Source organism: Nocardiopsis sp. CC223A, assembly GCF_030766825.1.
In the GTDB taxonomy this organism is placed as follows: Bacteria; Actinomycetota; Actinomycetes; order Streptosporangiales; family Streptosporangiaceae; genus Nocardiopsis.
This window is the reverse complement of record NZ_JASFDV010000028.1, coordinates 16,326-35,194: the sequence shown is the minus strand read 5'-3', so window position 1 is coordinate 35,194 and position 18,869 is coordinate 16,326. Positions and strand designations below refer to the sequence as shown.

General features: G+C 74.4%; 19 protein-coding genes. 7 read left to right on the top strand and 12 right to left on the bottom strand.

Features of this window, described 5'->3' with window-relative positions; all coding sequences use genetic code 11:
- The first annotated feature begins 16 nt into the window (after positions 1–16).
- Positions 17–898: an alpha/beta hydrolase family protein gene (locus QJS33_RS13750; RefSeq protein ID WP_372339657.1), complete on the top strand. Its 882-nt coding sequence runs from the start codon at positions 17–19 to the stop codon at positions 896–898.
- Positions 899–962: 64 nt separating this feature from the next.
- Here QJS33_RS13750 and QJS33_RS13745 read toward each other — a convergent pair whose 3' ends face one another.
- The 7 genes from QJS33_RS13745 to QJS33_RS13715 all read right to left on the bottom strand — a co-directional run bounded on the left by QJS33_RS13745 (position 963) and on the right by QJS33_RS13715 (position 7,341).
- Positions 963–2,324, bottom strand: coding sequence for a GntP family permease (locus tag QJS33_RS13745; RefSeq protein WP_306368349.1), 1,362 nt, complete (start codon positions 2,322–2,324; stop codon positions 963–965).
- A gap of 12 nt (positions 2,325–2,336) precedes the next feature.
- On the bottom strand, positions 2,337–3,533 hold the full coding sequence (locus QJS33_RS13740; RefSeq protein ID WP_306368348.1) for a glycerate kinase: 1,197 nt from the start codon (positions 3,531–3,533) through the stop codon (positions 2,337–2,339).
- A gap of 70 nt (positions 3,534–3,603) precedes the next feature.
- Positions 3,604–4,692: a sugar diacid recognition domain-containing protein gene (locus QJS33_RS13735; RefSeq protein WP_306368347.1), complete on the bottom strand. Its 1,089-nt coding sequence runs from the start codon at positions 4,690–4,692 to the stop codon at positions 3,604–3,606.
- A 69-nt stretch (positions 4,693–4,761) separates the two neighbouring features.
- Positions 4,762–5,325 carry a hypothetical protein gene (locus QJS33_RS13730; RefSeq protein WP_306368346.1) on the bottom strand — a complete coding sequence of 188 codons (564 nt, stop codon included), beginning with the start codon at positions 5,323–5,325 and terminating at the stop codon, positions 4,762–4,764.
- 20 nt (positions 5,326–5,345) lie between these two features.
- Positions 5,346–6,125 (bottom strand): sporulation protein, encoded by a 780-nt coding sequence (locus QJS33_RS13725; RefSeq protein ID WP_306368345.1) that lies wholly within the window; start codon positions 6,123–6,125, stop codon positions 5,346–5,348.
- 140 nt (positions 6,126–6,265) lie between these two features.
- A complete protein-coding gene (locus QJS33_RS13720) occupies positions 6,266–6,718 on the bottom strand; it encodes a DUF6463 family protein (protein WP_306368344.1) in 453 nt (150 codons plus the stop codon).
- Between the two features lie 26 nt (positions 6,719–6,744).
- Positions 6,745–7,341, bottom strand: a complete 597-nt coding sequence (locus QJS33_RS13715) for a DUF2867 domain-containing protein (protein ID WP_306368343.1) — start codon at positions 7,339–7,341, stop codon at positions 6,745–6,747.
- Between the two features lie 86 nt (positions 7,342–7,427).
- Here QJS33_RS13715 and QJS33_RS13710 point away from each other — a divergent pair, with 86 nt between their 5' ends.
- The 3 genes from QJS33_RS13710 (at position 7,428) to QJS33_RS13700 (ending at position 10,391) form a co-directional block, all read left to right on the top strand.
- A complete protein-coding gene (locus QJS33_RS13710; protein ID WP_306368342.1) occupies positions 7,428–7,979 on the top strand; it encodes a TetR/AcrR family transcriptional regulator in 552 nt (183 codons plus the stop codon).
- Between the two features lie 34 nt (positions 7,980–8,013).
- The gene (locus QJS33_RS13705) at positions 8,014–8,988 is read left to right on the top strand and encodes a squalene cyclase (protein WP_306368341.1); all 975 of its coding nucleotides are present in this window, start codon (positions 8,014–8,016) and stop codon (positions 8,986–8,988) included.
- A 311-nt stretch (positions 8,989–9,299) separates the two neighbouring features.
- Positions 9,300–10,391: a winged helix DNA-binding domain-containing protein gene (locus QJS33_RS13700; protein ID WP_306368340.1), complete on the top strand. Its 1,092-nt coding sequence runs from the start codon at positions 9,300–9,302 to the stop codon at positions 10,389–10,391.
- A gap of 12 nt (positions 10,392–10,403) precedes the next feature.
- Here the strand turns inward: QJS33_RS13700 and QJS33_RS13695 are convergent, their stop codons facing one another.
- Complete coding sequence (locus tag QJS33_RS13695) at positions 10,404–11,663, bottom strand: FAD-binding protein (RefSeq protein WP_306368339.1); 1,260 nt, start codon at positions 11,661–11,663, stop codon at positions 10,404–10,406.
- Positions 11,664–11,840: 177 nt separating this feature from the next.
- On the opposite strand from QJS33_RS13695, the gene QJS33_RS13690 reads away from it, so the two are divergent.
- Positions 11,841–12,683: an NmrA/HSCARG family protein gene (locus tag QJS33_RS13690; protein WP_306368338.1), complete on the top strand. Its 843-nt coding sequence runs from the start codon at positions 11,841–11,843 to the stop codon at positions 12,681–12,683.
- A 38-nt stretch (positions 12,684–12,721) separates the two neighbouring features.
- Here the strand turns inward: QJS33_RS13690 and QJS33_RS13685 are convergent, their stop codons facing one another.
- The 3 genes from QJS33_RS13685 to QJS33_RS13675 all read right to left on the bottom strand — a co-directional run bounded on the left by QJS33_RS13685 (position 12,722) and on the right by QJS33_RS13675 (position 15,219).
- A complete protein-coding gene (locus QJS33_RS13685) occupies positions 12,722–13,606 on the bottom strand; it encodes a LysR family transcriptional regulator (protein ID WP_306368337.1) in 885 nt (294 codons plus the stop codon).
- Between the two features lie 49 nt (positions 13,607–13,655).
- Positions 13,656–14,867, bottom strand: a complete 1,212-nt coding sequence (locus tag QJS33_RS13680; RefSeq protein ID WP_306368336.1) for an MFS transporter — start codon at positions 14,865–14,867, stop codon at positions 13,656–13,658.
- Positions 14,868–15,081: 214 nt separating this feature from the next.
- Positions 15,082–15,219, bottom strand: coding sequence for a hypothetical protein (locus QJS33_RS13675; protein ID WP_306368335.1), 138 nt, complete (start codon positions 15,217–15,219; stop codon positions 15,082–15,084).
- Positions 15,220–15,348: 129 nt separating this feature from the next.
- On the opposite strand from QJS33_RS13675, the gene QJS33_RS13670 reads away from it, so the two are divergent.
- Both QJS33_RS13670 and QJS33_RS13665 read left to right on the top strand, forming a co-directional pair.
- Positions 15,349–16,011 carry a TetR/AcrR family transcriptional regulator gene (locus QJS33_RS13670; RefSeq protein WP_306368334.1) on the top strand — a complete coding sequence of 221 codons (663 nt, stop codon included), beginning with the start codon at positions 15,349–15,351 and terminating at the stop codon, positions 16,009–16,011.
- A 51-nt stretch (positions 16,012–16,062) separates the two neighbouring features.
- Entirely contained in the window at positions 16,063–18,513 is a 2,451-nt protein-coding gene (locus QJS33_RS13665; protein WP_306368333.1) for an MMPL family transporter, read from the top strand.
- 69 nt (positions 18,514–18,582) lie between these two features.
- On the opposite strand, the gene QJS33_RS13660 is transcribed toward QJS33_RS13665, so the two are convergent.
- Positions 18,583–18,861 (bottom strand): hypothetical protein, encoded by a 279-nt coding sequence (locus QJS33_RS13660; protein WP_306368332.1) that lies wholly within the window; start codon positions 18,859–18,861, stop codon positions 18,583–18,585.
- Positions 18,862–18,869: the final 8 nt, after the last annotated feature.

The following is an 18,869-nucleotide window of genomic DNA, read 5'->3' as shown; positions in this document are numbered from 1 at the left end:
CGCGTCCGGCACGGCCCTGGAGGACGTCCATGACCTGGTCGGAGGCCCTGCTCGTGGGCGCTACCGCCCTGCTGCTGCTCGTCCTGCTGCCGCCGCCCGCGCCCGTGCGGTCCCCGACGCCGAGCCCGCCGCGGGCCCGCACCCGGTGGTGCTCTTCTCCCCCGGTCTGGGCGGGGTCCGCACCCAGAACACGGTGTGGGCGGAGGGCCTGGCCTCCCACGGCTACGTGGTGGTGGCGCTGGACCACCCCTGCGACTCGGCGGTGGTGGTCCTCGACGACGGTACCGAGGTGCACGGGGCACTGACGGCCACCGGTGATCCGGCACAGGACGACCGGCTGGCCCGGGGCTGGGCGGACATCCGCGCCGCCGACCTGGACCTGGCGCTGGTCCGGCTGCTGGAGGCGGACGACGGCCCGCTGGCCGGACTGGCCGACCCCGAGCGGGTGGCCGTGGCGGGGCACTCCCCGGGCGGGGCGGCCGCCCTGCTCGCGGCCGCGGACGACCCGCGCCACCACGCGGTCGTGAACCTGGACGGTCTGCCGCGGCTGTCCGCGGACGCGTCCCTGCCGCAGCCGCTGCCGGCCCTGGTGGCCGCGGCCGGGACCGGTGGCGCGCAGGGCGACACCCGCTATGCCCGGGAGCTGGACGCGGCCTTCGCGGCCTCTGCCGGACCCGGGTACGCGCTCACCGTGCCGGGGACGGCGCACCTGGGATTCAGCGACTCCCCGTTCCTGCTGCCGCCGCTCCCGTCCCTGGTGGGGTCCCCGGGCCGGGAGGAGACCGCCCGGATCACCGAGGCGGCCTGCCTGGCCTTCCTCGACGCGACCCTGAACGGCGGCGGCGCCGACATCGCCGCCGCCCTGTCCGACCTGGGCGAGGTCACCACGAAGCCGTAACCCCTCCCGGGTCCCGCCCCGCCCCCGCGGCGGGGCGGGGCCCGGCGTGTCCGGGACGCGGGGGTCAGAGCAGGAAGAGACCGATCGTCCAGATGGTCGCGAAGGCAGCGGTGCCCTCGATGGCGGTCGCCACGCTGAGGGTCCGGTAGGCGGTCGCCACCGGGATCCGGCTCAGTTGGGAGACCACCCAGAAGTAGGAGTCGTTGGCGTGCGAGACGACCATCGCCCCCGCGCCGGTCGCCAGCACACTCAGGATCATGCCCTCCGGGGAGTCGAGTCCGAGGGAGCCCAGCATCGGCGCGATCAGGGCCGAGGTGCTGACGATCGACACCGTGGACGAGCCCTGTGCGGTCTTGAGCGCGGCGGCGATCAGGAACGGCACCGCCAGCCCCAGGCCCAGGCCGCTGAGGTTGTCCGACAGGAAGCCGGTCAGCGGGGAGGCGGCCAGCACCGCGCCGAAGGCGGCGCCCGCGCCGGTGATGAGCAGGATCGGGGCGCAGACCCGGATCGACTCCTGGACGTGGTCGTTGAAGCGCTCCAGCCTGCCGTGCCCGCGCAGCAGCGGCACGGCGACGGCCAGGCCGATGATGAGCGCGACGACCGGGGTGCCCAGGAAGCCGAGGACGTCGAAGGCGGCCCCCTCGCCGATCGGGCGGCCCGGCAGCTTGACGATCGAGGAGGTGCAGATCAGCGCCAGCGGGACCACGATCGGCAGGAACGACACGAAGGCGCCGGGCAGTCGGCCGTAGCTCGCGCGCAGTTCCTCGTAGGACTGCTCGATGAGGTCGTCGTCGCTCTCCGCGGGCAGCGGCGTGAACTCCTTGCGGGAGAAGGTGCTCGCGAAGATCAGGCCGGCGACGGCGGCGACGGCGGCCACCGGCAGGCCGAGGGCGATGATCATGCCCAGGTCGTCGGAGGCGCCGAGGTTCTCGGCGGCGGCCAGCGGGCCCGGGGTCGGCGGGACCAGGGTGTGCGTGGCGTACAGGCCGGTCATCAGCGCGATCGAGGTGGCCAGGGTGGACACGCCGGTGCGCAGGGTCACGGCCTTGCGCAGCGAGTTGAGGATGACGTAGCCGGAGTCGCAGAACACCGGGATGGAGACGATGTAGCCGATGAGGGACATCGTCAGGTTCGGGAAGCGGGTGCCGAGCACCTTGATCAGTGCCTCGGCCATCGCGATCGCGGCGCCGGAGCGCTCCAGGATCACGCCGATCATGGTGCCGAACAGGATCACCAGGCCGATGTTGCCCAGGGTGTTGCCGAAGGCGGTGGTCACGGTGGTGACGACCTCGCCCAGCGGGATGCGGTAGGCGAAGGCCCCGATGAGGGCGGCGCCGGTGAGCGCGAGGAAGGGGCTGACCTTCCAGCGCGCGGTGACGAGCACGATGGCCGCCACCAGGACGAGGAGGATGAGCAACGAGGTCAAGGTCGGTGTTCCTTAGGTGTGCGGGGATGCGAAGTGGTGGGCGAGGAGCCGGCAGCAGTTGGAGGTCGTCCACTCGATGTCGGCGAGGACCTCCTCGCTCATCCGTTCCAGGGACCGGGGCCCCCGGGCGGTGGAGAAGGCGGCGGTGACGCCCGACCGCCGGAGTTCCTCGGGGGTGACCGAGACGTCTCCGGCGATGACCACGACGGGGCGCCCGGGCGGGGCGAGGCGGCGGACCGCGTCGACGACCTTGCCGCCCAGGGACTGGCCGTCGAACCGGCCCTCCCCGGTGAGGACGAGGTCGGCGTCGGCCATCAGGCGTTCGGCGTCCAGGGCGTCGGCGACCATGCGGGACCCGGGGACGGCCTCGGCGCCCAGCAGCGCCGTGAGCGGGGCGGGCAGGCCGCCCGCCGCGCCCAGGCCCGGGCGGTCGCGGACGTCCTCACCGGTGGCCTGCGCGAGGACGTCGGCCAGGCGGCCCAGTCCGGCGTCCAGAACGCGCACGTCGTCGGGGCCGGCGCCCTTCTGCGGGCCGAAGACCGCGGCGGCCCCCCGGTCGCCGACGAGGGGGTTGGTGACGTCGCAGGCGATGCGCCAGCGCACGGCCCGGGCGCGCGGATCGAGCCCGGAGGTGTCCAGTCGGTCCAGTGCGGTGAGGCTCCCGCCTCCGTCGGGGAGCTCCGCGCCGTCCCGGTCCAGCAGGCGCGCGCCGAGCGCGCGGAGCAGGCCGGTGCCGCCGTCGGTGGTGGCCGAGCCCCCGATGCACAGGAGGATCTCCTCGACCCCGGCGTCCAGCAGTGCGGTGACCAGGGGGCCGATGCCCCGGGTGGTGGCGGTCAGCGGGCGCGGGGGGACGTCGGAGACCAGGGGCAGGCCGTTGGCCTCGGCCGCCTCGACGACCCCGGTCCGGCCGTCCGGGGACAGGCCGTAGCGGGCCCGCACCGGTCGGCCGAGGGCGTCGGTGGTGTCCACCGTGAGCGCCTCGGCACCCCAGGCGCCCAGGAGCGCGTCGAGGGTCCCCTCTCCCCCGTCCGCGAAAGGCAGGGTGTGGACGGTCGCCTCGATGCCCGCCGCGCCGAAGGCGTCGCGGACGCCCCGCTCCATGGCCGCCGCCACGTCCACGGCCCGGGCGCTGCCCTTGAAGGAGTCCGGGACGACGGCGACACGGACGGGAAGGCCCTGGTCATGTACGTGCAACACGTTGGACATGTCGGAGAGCCTAAGAAGAAACCCCGTGCGATTCGACGGCGTCTCGCCCAGACTTCCTGTGAGTTCTTGTTCAGGGTGTGTGCGAAACGCACAGGGCTTCACGCGCGTAGAGCGCCATGTGCAGCGCGGCCAGGTGGTCGGCGCGGCGGATGTCCGCGCCCGTGGCCGCGCGGATCCGCTCCACCCGCTGGAGCAGCGTGTTGCGGTGGACGTACACCGAGTCCGCCGCCGCCTGCATGGAGGTGGTCGACGCCACCGCCAGCAGGGTGCGCCGCTGCGCCTCGCTCAGCGCCGACGCCCGCCCGGCCAGGTGCGCCAGGCTGCGCCGGGGCAGGTGGGCGACGGCCACGGCGATGTCGCGCGACCACGGCTCGGTGTCCCCCAGGCCGGGGATGAGTCCGGCGTAGCGGCACAGTGCCCGCGCCTCCCCGGCGTGGGCCAGCAGCAGCTCGACGTCGTCGGTGGGCTCGGTGGCGGTGTGCCGGACGTCCGCGGGCATCGGGAGGTCGGGCGCCGCCCCCGAGCCCACCAGCCACAGGGCGCCGTGCAGCACCGCGGACCGGTGGCCGGCATCGGTGTTGAACCGGGCCACGGCGGTGTCGGCCAGCGGCGGCGGGGCGGCGGCCGCGTCCGGCCGGGGCGTCCCGGCCGTCCACAGCGCCAGCGACCAGGGTGGGGCCAGCCCGGCGGCGGCCAACCGGGCCCGCGCGGACTCCGCCGAGGCGGTGCCCGAGGTGAGGGCGGCGATGAGGTCGCGGGCCTCGGTGTGGCGGCGGGTGGCGGCGTCCTGTTCGTCCTCCTGCGCGATGAGCAGTTGCACGGTCAGCGCCACCACCCGGGCCAGCGGGGCGACCTCCCGGGGGTCGCCGGTGATGCCGACGACGCCGCGCAGTTCGCCGTCGACGACCAGCGGCTCGTTGGCGCCGGGCCGGTCGGAGGTGCCGGGTTCGGGCGAGGTGATGAGGACGGGCCGCCCCTCGGCGATGACCCGCTGGGCGCCCCGGTGCAGGGTGCCGCGGCGCTCGGGGTCCAGGCAGGCGATGATCGTGCCGTGCTCGTCCATCACGTTGACGTTGTGGCTGATCGTCGGTGCGATGAGATCGACCACCCGCTGGGCGAGTTCCCCGCTCAACGGCGTCCGGCCGGCGTTGTCTGCCATGGCCCCCAGGATAGGGAGCCCGGGCACCACGGCGGTCGCCCTGGTCACCGGCCCCGCGGCGGTCCGGCCTCAGGCCTTCTCCGCCCGGCCCTCGCGGTTGGAGTGGGACTCGTAGGAGTACCGGGTGTCGCGCTGCCGCTCCCGGCCGGTGACGTTCCCGTAGGCGCGGTCCGGAACGTAGAGCAGCGGCTCGGCCCAGATCGGCTCCTCGGGGTACCGGGTGTCGCGCTGCCGCTCCCGGCCGATGACGTTCCCGTAGGCGCGGTCCGGAACGTAGAACAGCGGCTCGGCCCGGATCGGCTCCTCGGCGCAGGGGCCGAAGAGCACCGGGTCGGCCGGCACCTCCTCGTAGGCCGCCCGGTCGGCGGCGACGACCGCGGCGCGGGTGCACAGGAACGCGTCGGAGGACGGCTCCTCCCCGTACTCGCGCCGGTCCAGCCGGTACAGGGCCTCGGAGAGCCGCTCGGCGCATCCGGCGGCCTCGGCCACCGGGCCGTTCGACGGCCGCGCGACGAGGAAGCCCGCCAGGTGGTCGCCGTCGGGGCCCGGTCCGGGGGCTGCGGCGCGGCCCTCGTCGATCAGCCGCCGGCAGGCGCCCTCTTCCGTGCCCGCGTATCCCATGTCCGCGGTCATGCCGGAGGGCACCGACGGGCTCACCCGCCCGCGCCGCCCTCCCGCACGTACGCCGCCCCGCCGCCGTCGTGGTCCAGGGTGTACCCGACCCACTCGCGCACGCGCCGCGGCCAGTCCTCCCGGTCGGCGTCCTCGTGGCCGGCCAGGAACCAGCGGGGTTCGGCCCGGCCCGCCGCGTACTCCGCCAGCTTCCCGGGCACCGCGAACGCGACCGCCACGCCCTCCTCCGCGGTGGACAGCAGCAGGTCCACGTCGACGTCACCGTCCGTGTACCGCAGGGCCTGGTGGAACCGCGCCCGACCGCGGGCGCCGGGCAGGCCGCCCCGGGCGGCGGACGCGCCGCGCCGCTCGAACCCGGCGCGGTCCATCCCCTCCAGCAGGCGCTCGTGCAGCGGCAGCGGGTGGACGTGCACCGGGTCCAGGTCGCCCTCGTCGAGGGCGTCGTCGATGACCACGTCGGTGCGCAGGCCCAACTCGACCCCGGCCAGGTCGGCGCCGCCCAGGCGGGTCACCGGTGCCGCCCAGGGGACCTGGTAGGCGAACGGCACGACCATCCGCCGCTCCGCGTCCAGGGTCATCGCGCCGATGAGGGGCACCCGGGCGAACTCCGACTCCTCGCCGTCGCCGAACCGGGCGACGAGGACGTGCGCCACCTCGGCGACCTCCCAGTCCAACTCGCCGCCGACCAGCTCCAGACGCCCCTGGAGGAGTTCGCCGGGCCGCCGGTGGGGGTCGTCCAGCACGGTGTCCACCTTGGGACATCCGGTACCGAGCACCGAGAGGAGGTATCTGAAGACCATCGCGCCCTTCCCGGGGAGCGGCGGGGGCCGCCTCACGACCCGGGACCCGGCTCCCTCGGAAGGATCAACGAGGTCGTACCCGCAGCCGGTTCCCGGACGGCCCGGGTCGGCCGCCGCCCGTGCGGCCGACCCGGGGCTGGTCACACGGTCCCGGACTCCCTGAGCCGGGCCCGCCGCGCTCCGAGGACGATGAGCAGGCCCGCCACGGCGCCCAGGAAGTAGGGGGACGGCACGAGCAGGACGCCGCCGACGACGCACCATGCCGCGGTCCCCCAGCCCACCCAGGCGGGGACCGGCACCCCGCGTCCGGCCAGGTGCCAGACCAGGGCGCCCAGCAGGACCAGGGGGACGGAGAAGCTCCCCGGACCGGCCCAGAAGGTGAGCGAGTTCTGCAACTGCGCCGCCGTCGGCTCCGCGCCGCCCGCGAGGTCGAGCGGGACGGCCGCCCACAGGCCCCGCTCCGCCCAGGCAGCGATGGCGGCGCCGTCCATGAGCGCGAGCAGGGTCAGGTGTCCGACGCCCAGCACGATCATGATGCCGCTCCCCCAGCGCAGCGGCGCCCTTCCGGTCCGCACGTTCCGTCCCGCGTCCATGCCCTGCCCCTGTGCCGTCCGCCCGGTCATGCCGACGCCCCGTTCCGGTCGGCCCAGGCCCGTTCCCAGCCGCGGGTCAGCGCCGGGTAGACGATGAGGTGCCGGAAGGGCGCGATGGCCGCCATGTAGAGCCGCCCGAACCGGCCGTTGGGTTTGACGAGGACGGTCATCAGCAGCTCGAAGTCGCCGTCGGCCCCGCGCGCCCAGCCCAGGTGCATCAAGGTGTGCACGGTTCGGTTCGCCAGTTCGCTGACGGCCTCGGTATCGGTCTCGTAGACCGCCTTCAGGGGTACGCCGTCCCGGTCCTCCTCCCGCGGCGCGGCGAGCAGGTCCCCGGGCAGGCGGTCGCGCAGCGAGGGGACCCGCCCTCCCGTGCCCGACGCCGGGTCGTCCCAGCCCAGGAGCCCGCCGAGCCGCCACCGGACGGCGAACAGGAACCGCGCCGCCAGGGGCATCCGTTGGATCCCGCCGGACGCGCGGATCGCCTTCACCACGGCTCGGAAGTCACCGGGGCCGGCACCGGGGGTGCGGAACGCCCACACGTCCTCGACCTCGAAGTCCGGGGCCAGGTCGTGGATGCGCCAGGGGTGGTCGGTGTAGTCGGAGATCGTACGCCGGGCCATGGCGGCCCCCCGTTCTATACGCAGCCGTATATCTCATTTGTACGATAGCGTATAGAACATGAGCACGACACCCGGGGGCCGGTGAAATGCCTCCCTCAGCCAGGACCCCGCGCAACCGCTGGATCGAGGCGGGACTCGACGCCCTGGCCCGGGGCGGCCCGGACGCCGTCCGGGTCGAGGCCCTGGCCGCCGAGCTCGGCGTGACCAAGGGCGGTTTCTACGGTTACTTCGACGGCCGGCCCGCACTGCTCGCCGAGCTCCTCGACGAGTGGGAGCGCCGGTCCACCGGAGACGTCCTCGCCCGGGTCGAGGCCGAGGGCGGGAGCCCCGCCGAGAAGATCCGCCGCGCCGGCCTGCTGACCTTCACCGACGAGCTGCACCGGATCGACCTCGCCGTCCGCGAGTGGGCCCGCCAGGATCCGGGGGTCGCCGAGCGGCTGCGCCGGGTCGACAACGTGCGGATGGACTTCCTGCGCTCGATGTTCGGGGACTTCGTCGAGGACCCCGACGAGGTCGAGGCGCGCTGCACCCTGGCGTTCGCGCTCGCGATCGGCCGCCACTTCGTCGCCGTGGACCACCCGGGCCGCACCCACCACGAGGCGATCGTGCTCGCCGGGGACCACCTCCTGCGCCCCTGAGCCGTCCGTCACCACCCCGGGGTAACCTCCCGCCATGGTGGAGAACCGTGTCCTGGAATGGCTGCTCGACTCCGACCCGAGCCTGCGCTGGCGGGTGGAGCGCGACCTCGCGCACGCCCCGGAGGAGGTGTGGCGGGCCACCCGCGCCCGGGTCCCGCACGAGGGCTTCGGCGCGGCCCTGCTCGGCCGCCAGGACCCCGACGGCCGGTGGGCGGGCGGCGCCTTCTTCCCCGCGGACGTCTCCCCGGACGAGCCGGGGCAGCCCTGGACGGCCACCACGTGGTCGCTCAAGGCCCTGCGCGAATGGGGTGTGGAGCCCGACGCGCTGCGGCCGGACACCGCGGGCCTGCTGGAGCGCAACGCCCGCTGGGAGTACGACGACCTGCCGTACTGGGGCGGCGAGGTCGACGCCTGCATCAACGGCTACACGCTCGCCAACGGCGCCTGGCTGGGCGCCGACGTGTCGCCGATCGCCGACTGGTTCGTGGAGCACCGGCTCGCCGACGGCGGCTGGAACTGCGACTGGGTGGAGGGGGCGACCCGCTCCTCGTTCCACTCCACGCTCAACTCCCTGGAGGGCGTCCTCGACCACGAGGTCCGCACCGGCGGGACCGAAGCCCTGCGCGGGGCCCGGCACGCGGCACAGGAGTACCTGCTCGAACGCCGCCTGTTCCGACGGCTGTCCACCGGCGAGCCGCACACGCCCTGGGCGACGCACCTCGCCTACCCGTTCCGCTGGCACTACAGCGTGCTCAGGGCGGCCGACCACTTCCGCGCGGCGTCCCTGCACGAGGGCATTGCGCCCGACCCGCGGTTGGCGGAGGCGGTGGAGCTGATCCGCGCCGCCCGCGACGCCGACGGCACCTGGCACCAGCGGCTGCGGTACGAGGGCCGGGTGTGGTTCGAGGTGGACGCCCCGCCGGGCGAGCCGTCCAGGGGGCTCACCTTCCACGCCCTGCGCGTCCTGGAGTGGTGGGACTCCGCCCGCCCGACCCCCGGCACGCCCTGACGCCCGGCGAGTCCCGCCTCCGGGCCCGATCCCCGCGAACAAGGACCCTGGTTCTTGTGAGCAGAGGCTTGGGTCATGTCCCGTGGAGTGGTGTGGGAACAACGGTTGTTCGAACAGACACGAATCGCCGACCAGCGCGTCGTCGCCTCCGGGGCTCTGGAGTCGAACGGAGTCGCACCACTCGGGGGGACACCATCGAGGCTTGCGGGTAGAGGACGGAACCCGGCCTCTTCCGGTGCGAGAGTGGTCCCGGGCCGTGGGGGACGCGGCGTCCCGGCGCGGGCCGGGAGGGACGCACGGAGGTACACGTCATGACCGTTCTGGACGACCGGGCGCTCAACCGCGCCGCGCTCGCCCGGCAGGCCCTGCTCGAACCCTCCGGCCGGCCCGCCCTGGACCTGGTCTCCCACCTGTGCGGGCTCCAGGCCCAGGAGCCGCAGGAACCGTTCGTCGGCCTGTGGAACCGGCTGCGCGGCTTCGAGGCGTCGACGCTGTCGGACCTGCTGACCGAGCGCCGTGTGGTCCGGGTCCACCTCATGCGCCGCACCGTCCACCTGATGGCCGCCGCGGACGTGCTGGCCTGGCGCTCCCGGTTCGACGCCATGCTGCGCCAGAAGGTCACCGGGGTCTACCGGCGGGAGCTCGACGGCGTGGACCTGGACGAGCTGGACGCCGCCGGCCGGGCGGTGCTGGCCGACGGCGAACCCCGCACCACGGCCGAACTCGTCGATGCCGTGGCCGGCCGCTGGCCCGGCGTGCCCCGCCGGGCGCTGGGCGAGATGCTGGTCTCCGCCCTGATCCCGGTCGTGCAGACCCCGCCGCGCGGGCTGTGGCGCACCAGGGGCGGGGTGCGCATCGCCCTGCTGTCGGACTGGACCGGCCGCGAGCCCGGCCCGCACGATCCCGACGGCACCGACCCGGTCGGCCGGGAACTCGTCCGGCGCTACCTCGCCGCCTACGGCCCCGCCACATCCAGCGACCTGCGCGCCTGGTGCGGCGTGGCCGGGCTGCCCGCCGCGGTGGCCGCGGTCCGCGGCGAACTGGTGTCCTTCCGCGACACGAACGGCCGTGAGCTGCTGGACCTGCCCGGCGCCCCGCTGCCCGACCCCGACACCCCCGCGCCGGTGCGGTTCCTGCCCGCGTTCGACAACGCCGTCCTGGGCTACCAATACCGCGGCCGGATCATCGACGACGAGCACCGCGGCCTGTCCGTGGCCGGTGAGCGCGTGGTGCTGGTGGACGGCCGTGTCACCGCGACCTGGACGAACGGGGACGACACCGTGTCCGTCGCCCCGCTGCGCCCGCTCACCGCGGCGGAGCGGGACGCCGTCGCGGAAGGGGCGGAGGAGCTGTCGGCGTTCCTGTCCGACGGGGAGTCCCGCCGCGTCCGCATCGGCGGCTGAGGGTCCGCGCGCTCAGCCCCGGGGGAAGTACGCGTCCGTGAACGCGCTGCGGAACTTCCCCCGCGGATCGAACCGCTCCAACAGCCCGGCGAAGTCCGCGGCCCGTTCGTAGGAGGCGGCGACGTCCGCCGGGGGCAGGGTGCTGAGCTTGCCCCAGTGCGGCCGCGCCCCCAGCGGGGCCAGCCGCTCCTCCACCGCCGCCAGCACCGGGGCCACCGCCTCCGGGTCCCGCCGCCAGGTGAAGTGGAAGGCCACCGAGTCGCGCCCATGCGCCGGGCTCAGCCACAGGTCGTCGGCGCGCACCGTGCGCACCTCGGAGATGTGCAGCACCGGGGCGATCCGCGCCCCCAGGCCGCGCAGGGCGGCGAAGCCCTCGGCGGCCGCCGCCCGCGGCAGGTAGAACTCGGACTGCAACTCCTCTCCCGCGCTCGGTGCGAACTCCGGCCGGAAGTGCGGCAGCCGCTCGAACCAGGGGCCGACCGCGCCCAGCTGCTCGGTGGCGGGCCCGGCGGGCATCCCCGGCACCGGGTGCTGCGGGGTGTCCGCGGGGAGCCCGCCCGCCCAGGCCCCCTCCGGTTCCCCCGTGCGGTGCTTGAGCCAGACCCGGCCGGTGTCACCGCTCCAGTCGGTGAACAGGCTGACGCTGTACGCGGAGCCGAACACCGCGCCGAAGTCGGCGGCGACCTCCGCGAGCGGCACGTCGGTCCGGACCCGCTGGGACACCGCGAAGGCCGGTTCGACCTCCAGGGTGAGCCGGGTGACGACGCCGAGGGCGCCCAGGGCCACCACCGCGCCCGGGAACACCTCCGGGTCGGTGACCCGGCCCAGCCGCACGGTCTCCCCGTCCGGCCCCAGGAGTTCGAGTCCGCACACGGCCGCGGCCAAGCAGCGCAGCCGGTCACCGGACCCGTGGGTGCCGGTGGCGCAGGACCCGGCCACCGAGATGTGCGGCAGCGAGGCCAGGTTGGCCAGGGCGAACCCCTGCCGGTGCAGCTCCGCGGCGAGTTCGGCGTAGCGGGTCCCCGCGGAGACGGTGACGGTGGCGGTCTCCCGGTCCACCGAGGTCTCCTGGGGGAGGCCGTCCAGGCGCACCAGGTCGTGGTCGGAGTCGGCGACCCGGTTGAAGGAGTGGCCGCTGCCCAGCGCCCGAATCCGCGGGGTGTCGCGGACCAGGGCGCGCAGGGCGTCGAGGTCGGCGGGCCGGTGGATGCGGGGGCTGGCGTAGGTGAGGTTCCCGGCCCAGTTGCGGACCGGTGCGGGCGAGGCGGGCATGGGCTCTCCTGGGGGTGCGGCGGGGGCCCACGCTACCGAACCGGACCCTGTCCCGGGGAGTCCGCGGCCGGCCATCTGTTTTCTCGATCGCTGGAATGAAAAACGGATATTGGACGCCCACCGCCGCACCCGGAGATGCTGGTTCCGGAAATTCATAAAAGGCGAAGGGGAATCGGCGTGCAGGAGAAGAGAACCGTTCTGGTGACGGGTGCGACCGGCGGCCAGGGCGGCGCCGTCGCCCGCGCCCTGCTCGAACGCGGATGGGGGGTGCGCGCCCTGGTCCGCGATCCGGGGGTCCCGGCGGCCCGCGCGCTCGCGGCGCTGGGCGCCGTACCGGTCACCGGCGACCTCGACGACCCGGAGTCGCTGCGCGCGGCGGCCCGGGGCGTGGACGGGGTCTTCAGCGTCCAGCCGTGCGACCTGGCCGCCCCCGACCCCGCGACGGAGATCGGGCGGGGCCGCAACGTCGCCGACGCGGCAACGGACGCGGGCGCCCACCTGGTCTACAGCTCGGCCGCGGCCGCCGGGCACGGGTCGGGGGTGGCGCACTTCGACAGCAAGGCGGAGATCGAGGCGTACGTGGAGTCCGCCGGTGTCCCGGCCACGGTGCTGCGCCCGGTGTACTTCATGGAGAACTGGCGGTACGCGCTGCCGGCGCCGGGGCCGGACGCCGCGGGGGAACGGGTCGTGCCGGTCGCCCTGGACGCGGACACCCCGATGCAGCTGATCGCGCTGGCCGACATCGGGCGGATCACCGCGTCGGTGTTCGCCGAGCCCGACGGGTTCGACGGCCGGCGGATCGACATCGCCGGGGACGAGCTCCCGGTGCGACGGATCGCCGAGCTGTTCGCCGCGGCCGACGGCGTCCCGACCCGCTTCGAGCGGCTGCCCGACGCCGAGCTGCGGGCGCAGAGCCCCGAGGTGGCCAAGATGTACGCCTGGATCAACGACAAGGGGTTCCGGGCCGACCTCGCCGCGCTGCGGGACCGGCACCCGGGGCTGCTGACCCTGGAGGCGTGACCCCGGCGGCCGCGGGCCTCCCCGGTGCGGCCGCGGGTTCAGCCCGCGGCCGCACCGGGGGTGTCGATGATGTCGAGGAAGGCGCGGGCCGCGGGTGTGGTCCCGGTCCGCGCCCAGACGACGTACTCCACGCGGCCGGTCGCGTCGGTGACCTCCAGGGTGGTCACCCCGGTCAGCTGCGGCACGTAGGCGGCGGGGAGCAGCGCCACCCCCAGGCCCTCCCCGACCAGCCTGGCCATGAACTCGGCGGAGCTCACCTCGAACGCGACGTCGCGGTCCAGGCCCGCGGCCTCGAAGGCCTGGTCGGACTGGACCCGCCCGGCCGTTCCGGCGGGCATGTCCACGAAGACCTCGTCGACCAGCCGTTCCAGGCTCACCGCCGTCTCCTCGGCCAGCGGGTGGTCGGGGGCGACCACGGCGACGTGCCGGTCCCGGCCGAGTTCGCGGACGTTGACGCCCTGGGGGCGGGCGGTGGTGGGCAGCCCCAGGAAGGCCACCTCGATCTCGCCCCCCTTGACCTGTTCGACGAGGTCGTCGCTGGCGCCCACCCGCAGGCCGATGCGCACCTGCGGGTACCTGCGGCGGAAGTCGCGCAGGGCACGGGGGACGTCGACCGCGGCGACGGTGGGGATGAGGCCCACCTCCAGCGGACCGCGCACCTCGCCGACGGCGGCGGCGACCTCCGCCGCCGCGCGCTCGGCGGCCTCCAGGCAGCGGCGGGCCTCGGGGAGGAAGGCCGCCCCGGCCGCGGTCAGCCGCACCCGGCGGCTGGTGCGCTCGAAGAGCCTGGCCCCCAGCTCCCGCTCCAGCCGCGCGACCTGGTGGCTGAGCGCGGACTGGGCGACCAGGCAGCGTTCGGCGGCCCGGGTGAAGCTGTTGGTCTCGGCGATGGCGAGCACATAGCGCATCTGCTGGAGTTCCATGGCGGTAGCGTACGGCCGCCGCGGGGCCTGCCTGCGGCGGCCATGGGGCTCAGCCCCGGCGTCGCGGGGCGAGGGCGGTGAGCAGGCCCAGGGCGACCAGGCCGACCCCCAGCAGGCAGGCCCCGGTCCAGTGGGCGCTCGCCCAGACCATGGGGACGAGCGCCCCGCCCACGGCTCCCCCGGCGAAGAACAGCGTCATGAACACGGCGTTGATCCGGCTGCGCGCGTGCGGCCGCAGCTCGTAGGCGGTGGTCTGGGAGGCGTTGAGCACCGCCGTCTGGCCCGCGTTGAGCAGGACCAGGCCCACGAGCAGCCAGGCGATCCCGCCGTTCTGGGCGGGGAGCATCACGGTCCACCCCGCCGCCGCCAGCAGCAGGCCGGTGACCAGCACGGCGCGCGGGTGGCCGCGGTCGACCAGGCGCCCGGCCAACGGCATGGCCAAAGGCCCGACCACGCCGATGAGGCCGACGAGCCCGATGGCCGCGGGCGTCCACTCGTAGGGGCTGTCGGCCAGGAGCAGGGTCACGGCGGTCAGGTGGACGGTGAAGGAGGCCATCGCCAGCGCGGCGGTCGTGATGGGGCGGCGCAGCGCGGGCAGGTCGACGAGCAGCGCGGCGGTGGACCGCCACAGGCGCAGCGGGCGGGTGGCCTCGCCGCGGTCGCCCCCGCCTCCGGGCAGGACCCGCCACACGACGGCGGCGACGACCAGCAGCAGGACGGCGGTGACCCAGTAGACGGCCCGCCAGCCGGCGAGCTCGGCCAGTACCCCGGAGACGGCGCGGCCGATCAGGCCCCCGGCGAGGACCCCGGCCATGACGATGCCGATGTCGCGGGCCCGTCGGTGCGGCGGGGCGAGCTCGGCGGCGAAGGGGACCAGGACCTGGGCGCCGACCGAGGTGACGGCGGCCAGGCCGGTGGCGGCCAGGAGCAGCCATCCGGTGGGCACCGTGCCCGCCAGGGCCAGCAACAGGCCGGTCGCGGCCAGCAGCGTCGCGGCCAGGCCGCGCCGCGCGTAGCGGTCGCCGAGGGGGACCAGCAGACCCAGGCCGACCGCGTAGCCGACCTGGGCCGCGGCGACGGTGAGGCCCGCGGCGGTCGTCGTCATGCCCAGCTCGACGCGGAGCAGGCCCAGCAGCGGCTGGGCGAAGTAGTTGCCCGCCACGGACAGTCCCGCGGCCACGGCCATGACCGGGAGGGCCGGGAAGAGGCGGGATGCGCGACCGTCCGCCTTGTCACGGGGGATGGACAGGGAATTCGTCATGCATTCATAATCGGCGCGCGAATCCCGGGCGTCCAATGCATTCTTTTCATGGGAGTCATCGCGATCCGCGATGCATGTCTCCGGCACGCTTTTCCGGTGAAATCAATTCACCCGGAAAAGGACGAGGGGAAGCACGTCACGGGTTCAGGGACCGTCGAATTCGACCGGGGAGCCGTCCGGGCCCCTGCGGGGATGCGCGGCGGCCCCGTCGGGCTCACGGCCCGGTGGAGCCCGTCCTGCCGCTCTGCGTTACCGGGTCGGCGGGACCCCCGACCCGGTAACGGTGCAGGCGCCGCACCGGTTCCGCGGCGTCCCCGTCCGCGTACATCAGCAGGCCCGCCTTGGCCCCCATCGCGCCCTCCTCCGGCTCGCGTCCCGTTCGCACCGCAGGCCAGGGCCCGGCACCGACGCTGCGGCAATGTGACATGGTGCACTCAGTGCGTCGTTGCACTCAGTGCACCCAGATGCCTAGTGTGAAACCGTGAACGATCGGCCCATTCCACCCGCAACCGACCGGCGCGAGGCCCTGAAGTCCCGCCACCGCCGGGCCATCATCGACGCCGCGGCCGCGCTGACGGCCGAGCGCAGGGACACCGGCTTCACCGTCGACCAGCTCGCCGAGCGCGCCGACGTCTCCAGGCGGACCGTGTTCAACCACTTCCGCTCCCTGGACGACGTCCTCCTGGAGGTGTTCGGCCGCATGCTGGAGGAGATCGTCGACGGGATCGGCGCCAACCTCGACGCGGCGCCGGACGGCGACGACGACGCGGCCAACATCTTCGACTCCATGGCCGACGCCATCCGCGGCACCGACCTGCTCACCCCCATCACCCGGCTCAAGCACTTCGTCGAACGGGGGGACGGCACGCCCTCGGCCGGCCGGGCCGCCCTGTTCGAGCGGGCGATGACCGACGTGGGCACGCGGTTGTCGGCACTCGTGATGCGCCGCCACCCGCAGGCCGACCCGCTCACGGTCGACCTCATGTGCGGCGCGATCATCGGCGGTGGCTCGGTCGTCGTGGAGCACTGGGAGCGGATCACCGGAGGGGTCGTGGACGACGACTCCCGCCGGGTCTGGTCCGAACTCCTGGAGCGCATCCTCACCGTCACCCGTGACGGCTACGGCTCGGTCGGCACGGCCTGAGCGCGTCCGCGCTCCCCACCGGCCCCACTCTCCCTTTGTGAAGGCACACCCATGGCTGAACTCCTCTACAGACTCGGACGGGCGTGCGCGCACCGCGCCCGCACCGTCATCGCCGTCTGGCTGGCACTGCTCGCGGCGTCCGGCGCCGCTTTCCTCCTCTTCTCCGGGGAACTGGAGGGCGGCTTCTCCATCCCCGGCACGCCCACCGACGAGGTGAATCAGCTCCGTGCAGCGGAGTTCTCCGACCTGGCAGGCGGCTCGGGGGCCGTCGTCTACCGGACCGATGACGGCTCGGCGTTCACCCAGGAACAGCGCGAGGCGATCGTCGACCGCGCCGAGCAGGCCGCCGAGGTCCCCGGGGTCGCGGACGTGGTCGACCCGTTCGCCACCGAGGCCGAGCGCGCCGAGGGGGTCCGGGAGCTCGAAGAGAACCGCGAGGAGATCGAGGCCGGCCAGGCGGAACTCGACGCGGGCCGGGAGGCGGCCGAGGCCGCCGGGACACTGGAGCAGTCCGAGGAGGTCCTGGACGGCCAACAGGCCGAGATCGACGCCGGTATGGAGAGGATCGAGGGCGGCGAGGCCCTCCTGGAGATGTCCTCCGGCACCGGCCTGGTATCCGAGGACGGCGACACCGCCCAGGTCATGGTCTCGTTCACCGCGGAGCAGATGGACGTCTCCCAGGAGACCCGCGACGCCGTGATGGCGGTCTTCGAGGACGAGCCGGTCCCCGGTACCACCGTGGACTTCAACAGCGACCTGGCCCAGAGCCTGCCCGCCCTGTTCGGCCCGGCCGAGGTGGTCGGCGTGGTCGTGGCCGCCGTGGTCCTGGTGATCATGCTGGGCACCCTGGTCGGCGCGGGCCTGCCGCTGCTGACCGCGCTGGTCGGCGTCGGTATCGCCACCCTGATCGCGATGTCGCTGTCGGGGGTGCTGGAGATGGCGTCGGTGACCCCGATCCTGGGGCTGATGCTGGGTCTGGCCGTGGGCATCGACTACGCGCTGTTCATCATCAACCGCCACCGCCGCCAGCTCAAGCAGGGCGTGGAGGTCGGGGAGTCCATCGGCCTGGCCAACGGGACCGCGGGCAACGCCGTGGTCTTCGCCGGGACGACCGTGCTCATCGCGCTGCTGGGACTGAACCTGACCGGTATCGGGTTCCTCGGGCTCATGGGCACCATGGGCGCCGTGGCCATCGCCGTCGCGGTGGTCGTCGCGGTCACCCTGGTCCCGGCGCTGCTGTCGCTGCGGGGCGAGCGCATCCTGTCCCGCCGCGAGCGCGCCCGCCTCGCCGAGCGGGACTCCGGCGGGGCGACCGCGGCGGAGCCGGTGCGGCCGATGTCGACCGGCCGGGCGCTGCTGCGGGCCGCGGTCGCGGTGGCCGCCCTGGTGGTCGTCGCCCTGCCCGCCCTCGAACTGCGGCTGGGCATGCCCGACGGCTCCTCGGAGTCCACCGACTCCACCCAGTACCGGGCCTACACGATCGTGGAGGAGGAGTTCGGCGAGGGCGCCAACGGCACCCTGCTGGTGATCGCGCAGCTCACCGGCGGCCCGGACGACGAGGCCGCCGAGTCGAACGCCGAGCTGGACCAGGTCACGGTCGCCGAGGCGATCCACGCCTTCGACGACGTGGCGGCCGTGGCGCCGATCGCGTTCTCCGACGACTTCACCCACGCCGCCTTCCAGGTGGTCCCGGTCGAGGGCCCCACCAGCGAGTCCACCGAGCAGCTCGTCCACGACCTGCGCGGACTGGAGCCGATCAAGGGCACCGGAACACTCGGCGTCGCGGGCGTGGCCAGCGGGAACATCGACATCTCCGAGACCCTCAACGACGCGCTGCCGACCTACCTGACCGTGGTCGTGGGCATGTCCCTGGTGATCCTGCTGCTGGTGTTCCGATCGGTGTTCGTGCCGGTCGTGGCCACACTCGGGTTCATCCTGTCGTTCTTCGCCTCGCTCGGCGGCGTGGTGGCCGTCTACCAGTGGGGGTGGCTGGGCGGCCTCATCGGCCCGGAGAACAGCGGGCCGGTGCTGAACTTCCTGCCGACGATCCTGGCCGGGATCCTGTTCGGCCTGGCGATGGACTACATGCTGTTCATCGGGACGGGCATGCGCGAGGCGTACGTGCACGGCGCGCCCTCCCGCACCGCCGTGGTGCAGGGCTTCCGGGCGGGGCGCTCGGTGGTGACGGCCGCGGCGATCATCATGATCTCGGTGTTCGGCGGGTTCGTGTTCTCGCACTCGGTGATGATCAGCTCGATCGGGTTCGCCCTGGCCTTCGGTGTGCTCATCGACGCGTTCGTGGTGCGGATGGTGCTGGTCCCCGCGCTCATGCACCTGGCCGGTGACGCCGCCTGGTGGCTGCCCGGGTGGCTGGACCGGCTGCTGCCCGACATCGACGTGGAGGGCGCCGCCCTGGAGACCCGCCACCTGCACATCCGGTCGGACGGGCAGGAGCCGGGCCCCGCGCGGGAGCCGGCGGTCGGCGCCGCGGACCGCGGCTGACCCGGGACGCCGAACGGCCCGGACGCGCCGCCCCCGCGGGGCGTGTCCGGGCCGTTCGGCGTGGGACGGTCACGCGGGGACGCGGTCGCGGCCCACGGGGAACCACAGGACGGACCCGATGAAGGGGGCGATGACCGCGAAGACCGGCCACACGGCCTTCATGCCGCCGTCGGTCCGGGAGGCGATGATGCCGATCACCGCGGCGACGACGAACACGACCGCGGCCACCGCCACCGGCAGCGCGGCGGTGAGCCCGAACGCGGCCGGCGCCGTCTCGCCGGGGAGGGCCCGTGCCGGCAGCGGTTCCAGGTGTTTTCCCTTCCGTCCGCTGCGACCGCACCGGAACACCTCCGGTG

Bases quoted from the DNA above. Each gene is read 5' to 3' on its own strand.
- QJS33_RS13700 (WP_306368340.1), top strand. From the start codon at position 9,300: ATGACCGTTCTGGACGACCGGGCGCTCAACCGCGCCGCGCTCGCCCGG.
- QJS33_RS13715 (WP_306368343.1), bottom strand. From the start codon at position 7,341: ATGGCCCGGCGTACGATCTCCGACTACACCGACCACCCCTGGCGCATC.
- QJS33_RS13730 (WP_306368346.1), bottom strand. From the start codon at position 5,325: ATGACCGCGGACATGGGATACGCGGGCACGGAAGAGGGCGCCTGCCGG.
- QJS33_RS13705 (WP_306368341.1), top strand. From the start codon at position 8,014: ATGGTGGAGAACCGTGTCCTGGAATGGCTGCTCGACTCCGACCCGAGC.
- QJS33_RS13680 (WP_306368336.1), bottom strand. From the start codon at position 14,867: ATGACGAATTCCCTGTCCATCCCCCGTGACAAGGCGGACGGTCGCGCA.
- QJS33_RS13710 (WP_306368342.1), top strand. From the start codon at position 7,428: ATGCCTCCCTCAGCCAGGACCCCGCGCAACCGCTGGATCGAGGCGGGA.
- QJS33_RS13725 (WP_306368345.1), bottom strand. From the start codon at position 6,125: ATGGTCTTCAGATACCTCCTCTCGGTGCTCGGTACCGGATGTCCCAAG.
- QJS33_RS13685 (WP_306368337.1), bottom strand. From the start codon at position 13,606: ATGGAACTCCAGCAGATGCGCTATGTGCTCGCCATCGCCGAGACCAAC.
- QJS33_RS13695 (WP_306368339.1), bottom strand. From the start codon at position 11,663: ATGCCCGCCTCGCCCGCACCGGTCCGCAACTGGGCCGGGAACCTCACC.
- QJS33_RS13675 (WP_306368335.1), bottom strand. From the start codon at position 15,219: ATGGGGGCCAAGGCGGGCCTGCTGATGTACGCGGACGGGGACGCCGCG.
- QJS33_RS13740 (WP_306368348.1), bottom strand. From the start codon at position 3,533: ATGTCCAACGTGTTGCACGTACATGACCAGGGCCTTCCCGTCCGTGTC.
- QJS33_RS13665 (WP_306368333.1), top strand. From the start codon at position 16,063: ATGGCTGAACTCCTCTACAGACTCGGACGGGCGTGCGCGCACCGCGCC.
- QJS33_RS13720 (WP_306368344.1), bottom strand. From the start codon at position 6,718: ATGGACGCGGGACGGAACGTGCGGACCGGAAGGGCGCCGCTGCGCTGG.
- QJS33_RS13735 (WP_306368347.1), bottom strand. From the start codon at position 4,692: ATGGCAGACAACGCCGGCCGGACGCCGTTGAGCGGGGAACTCGCCCAG.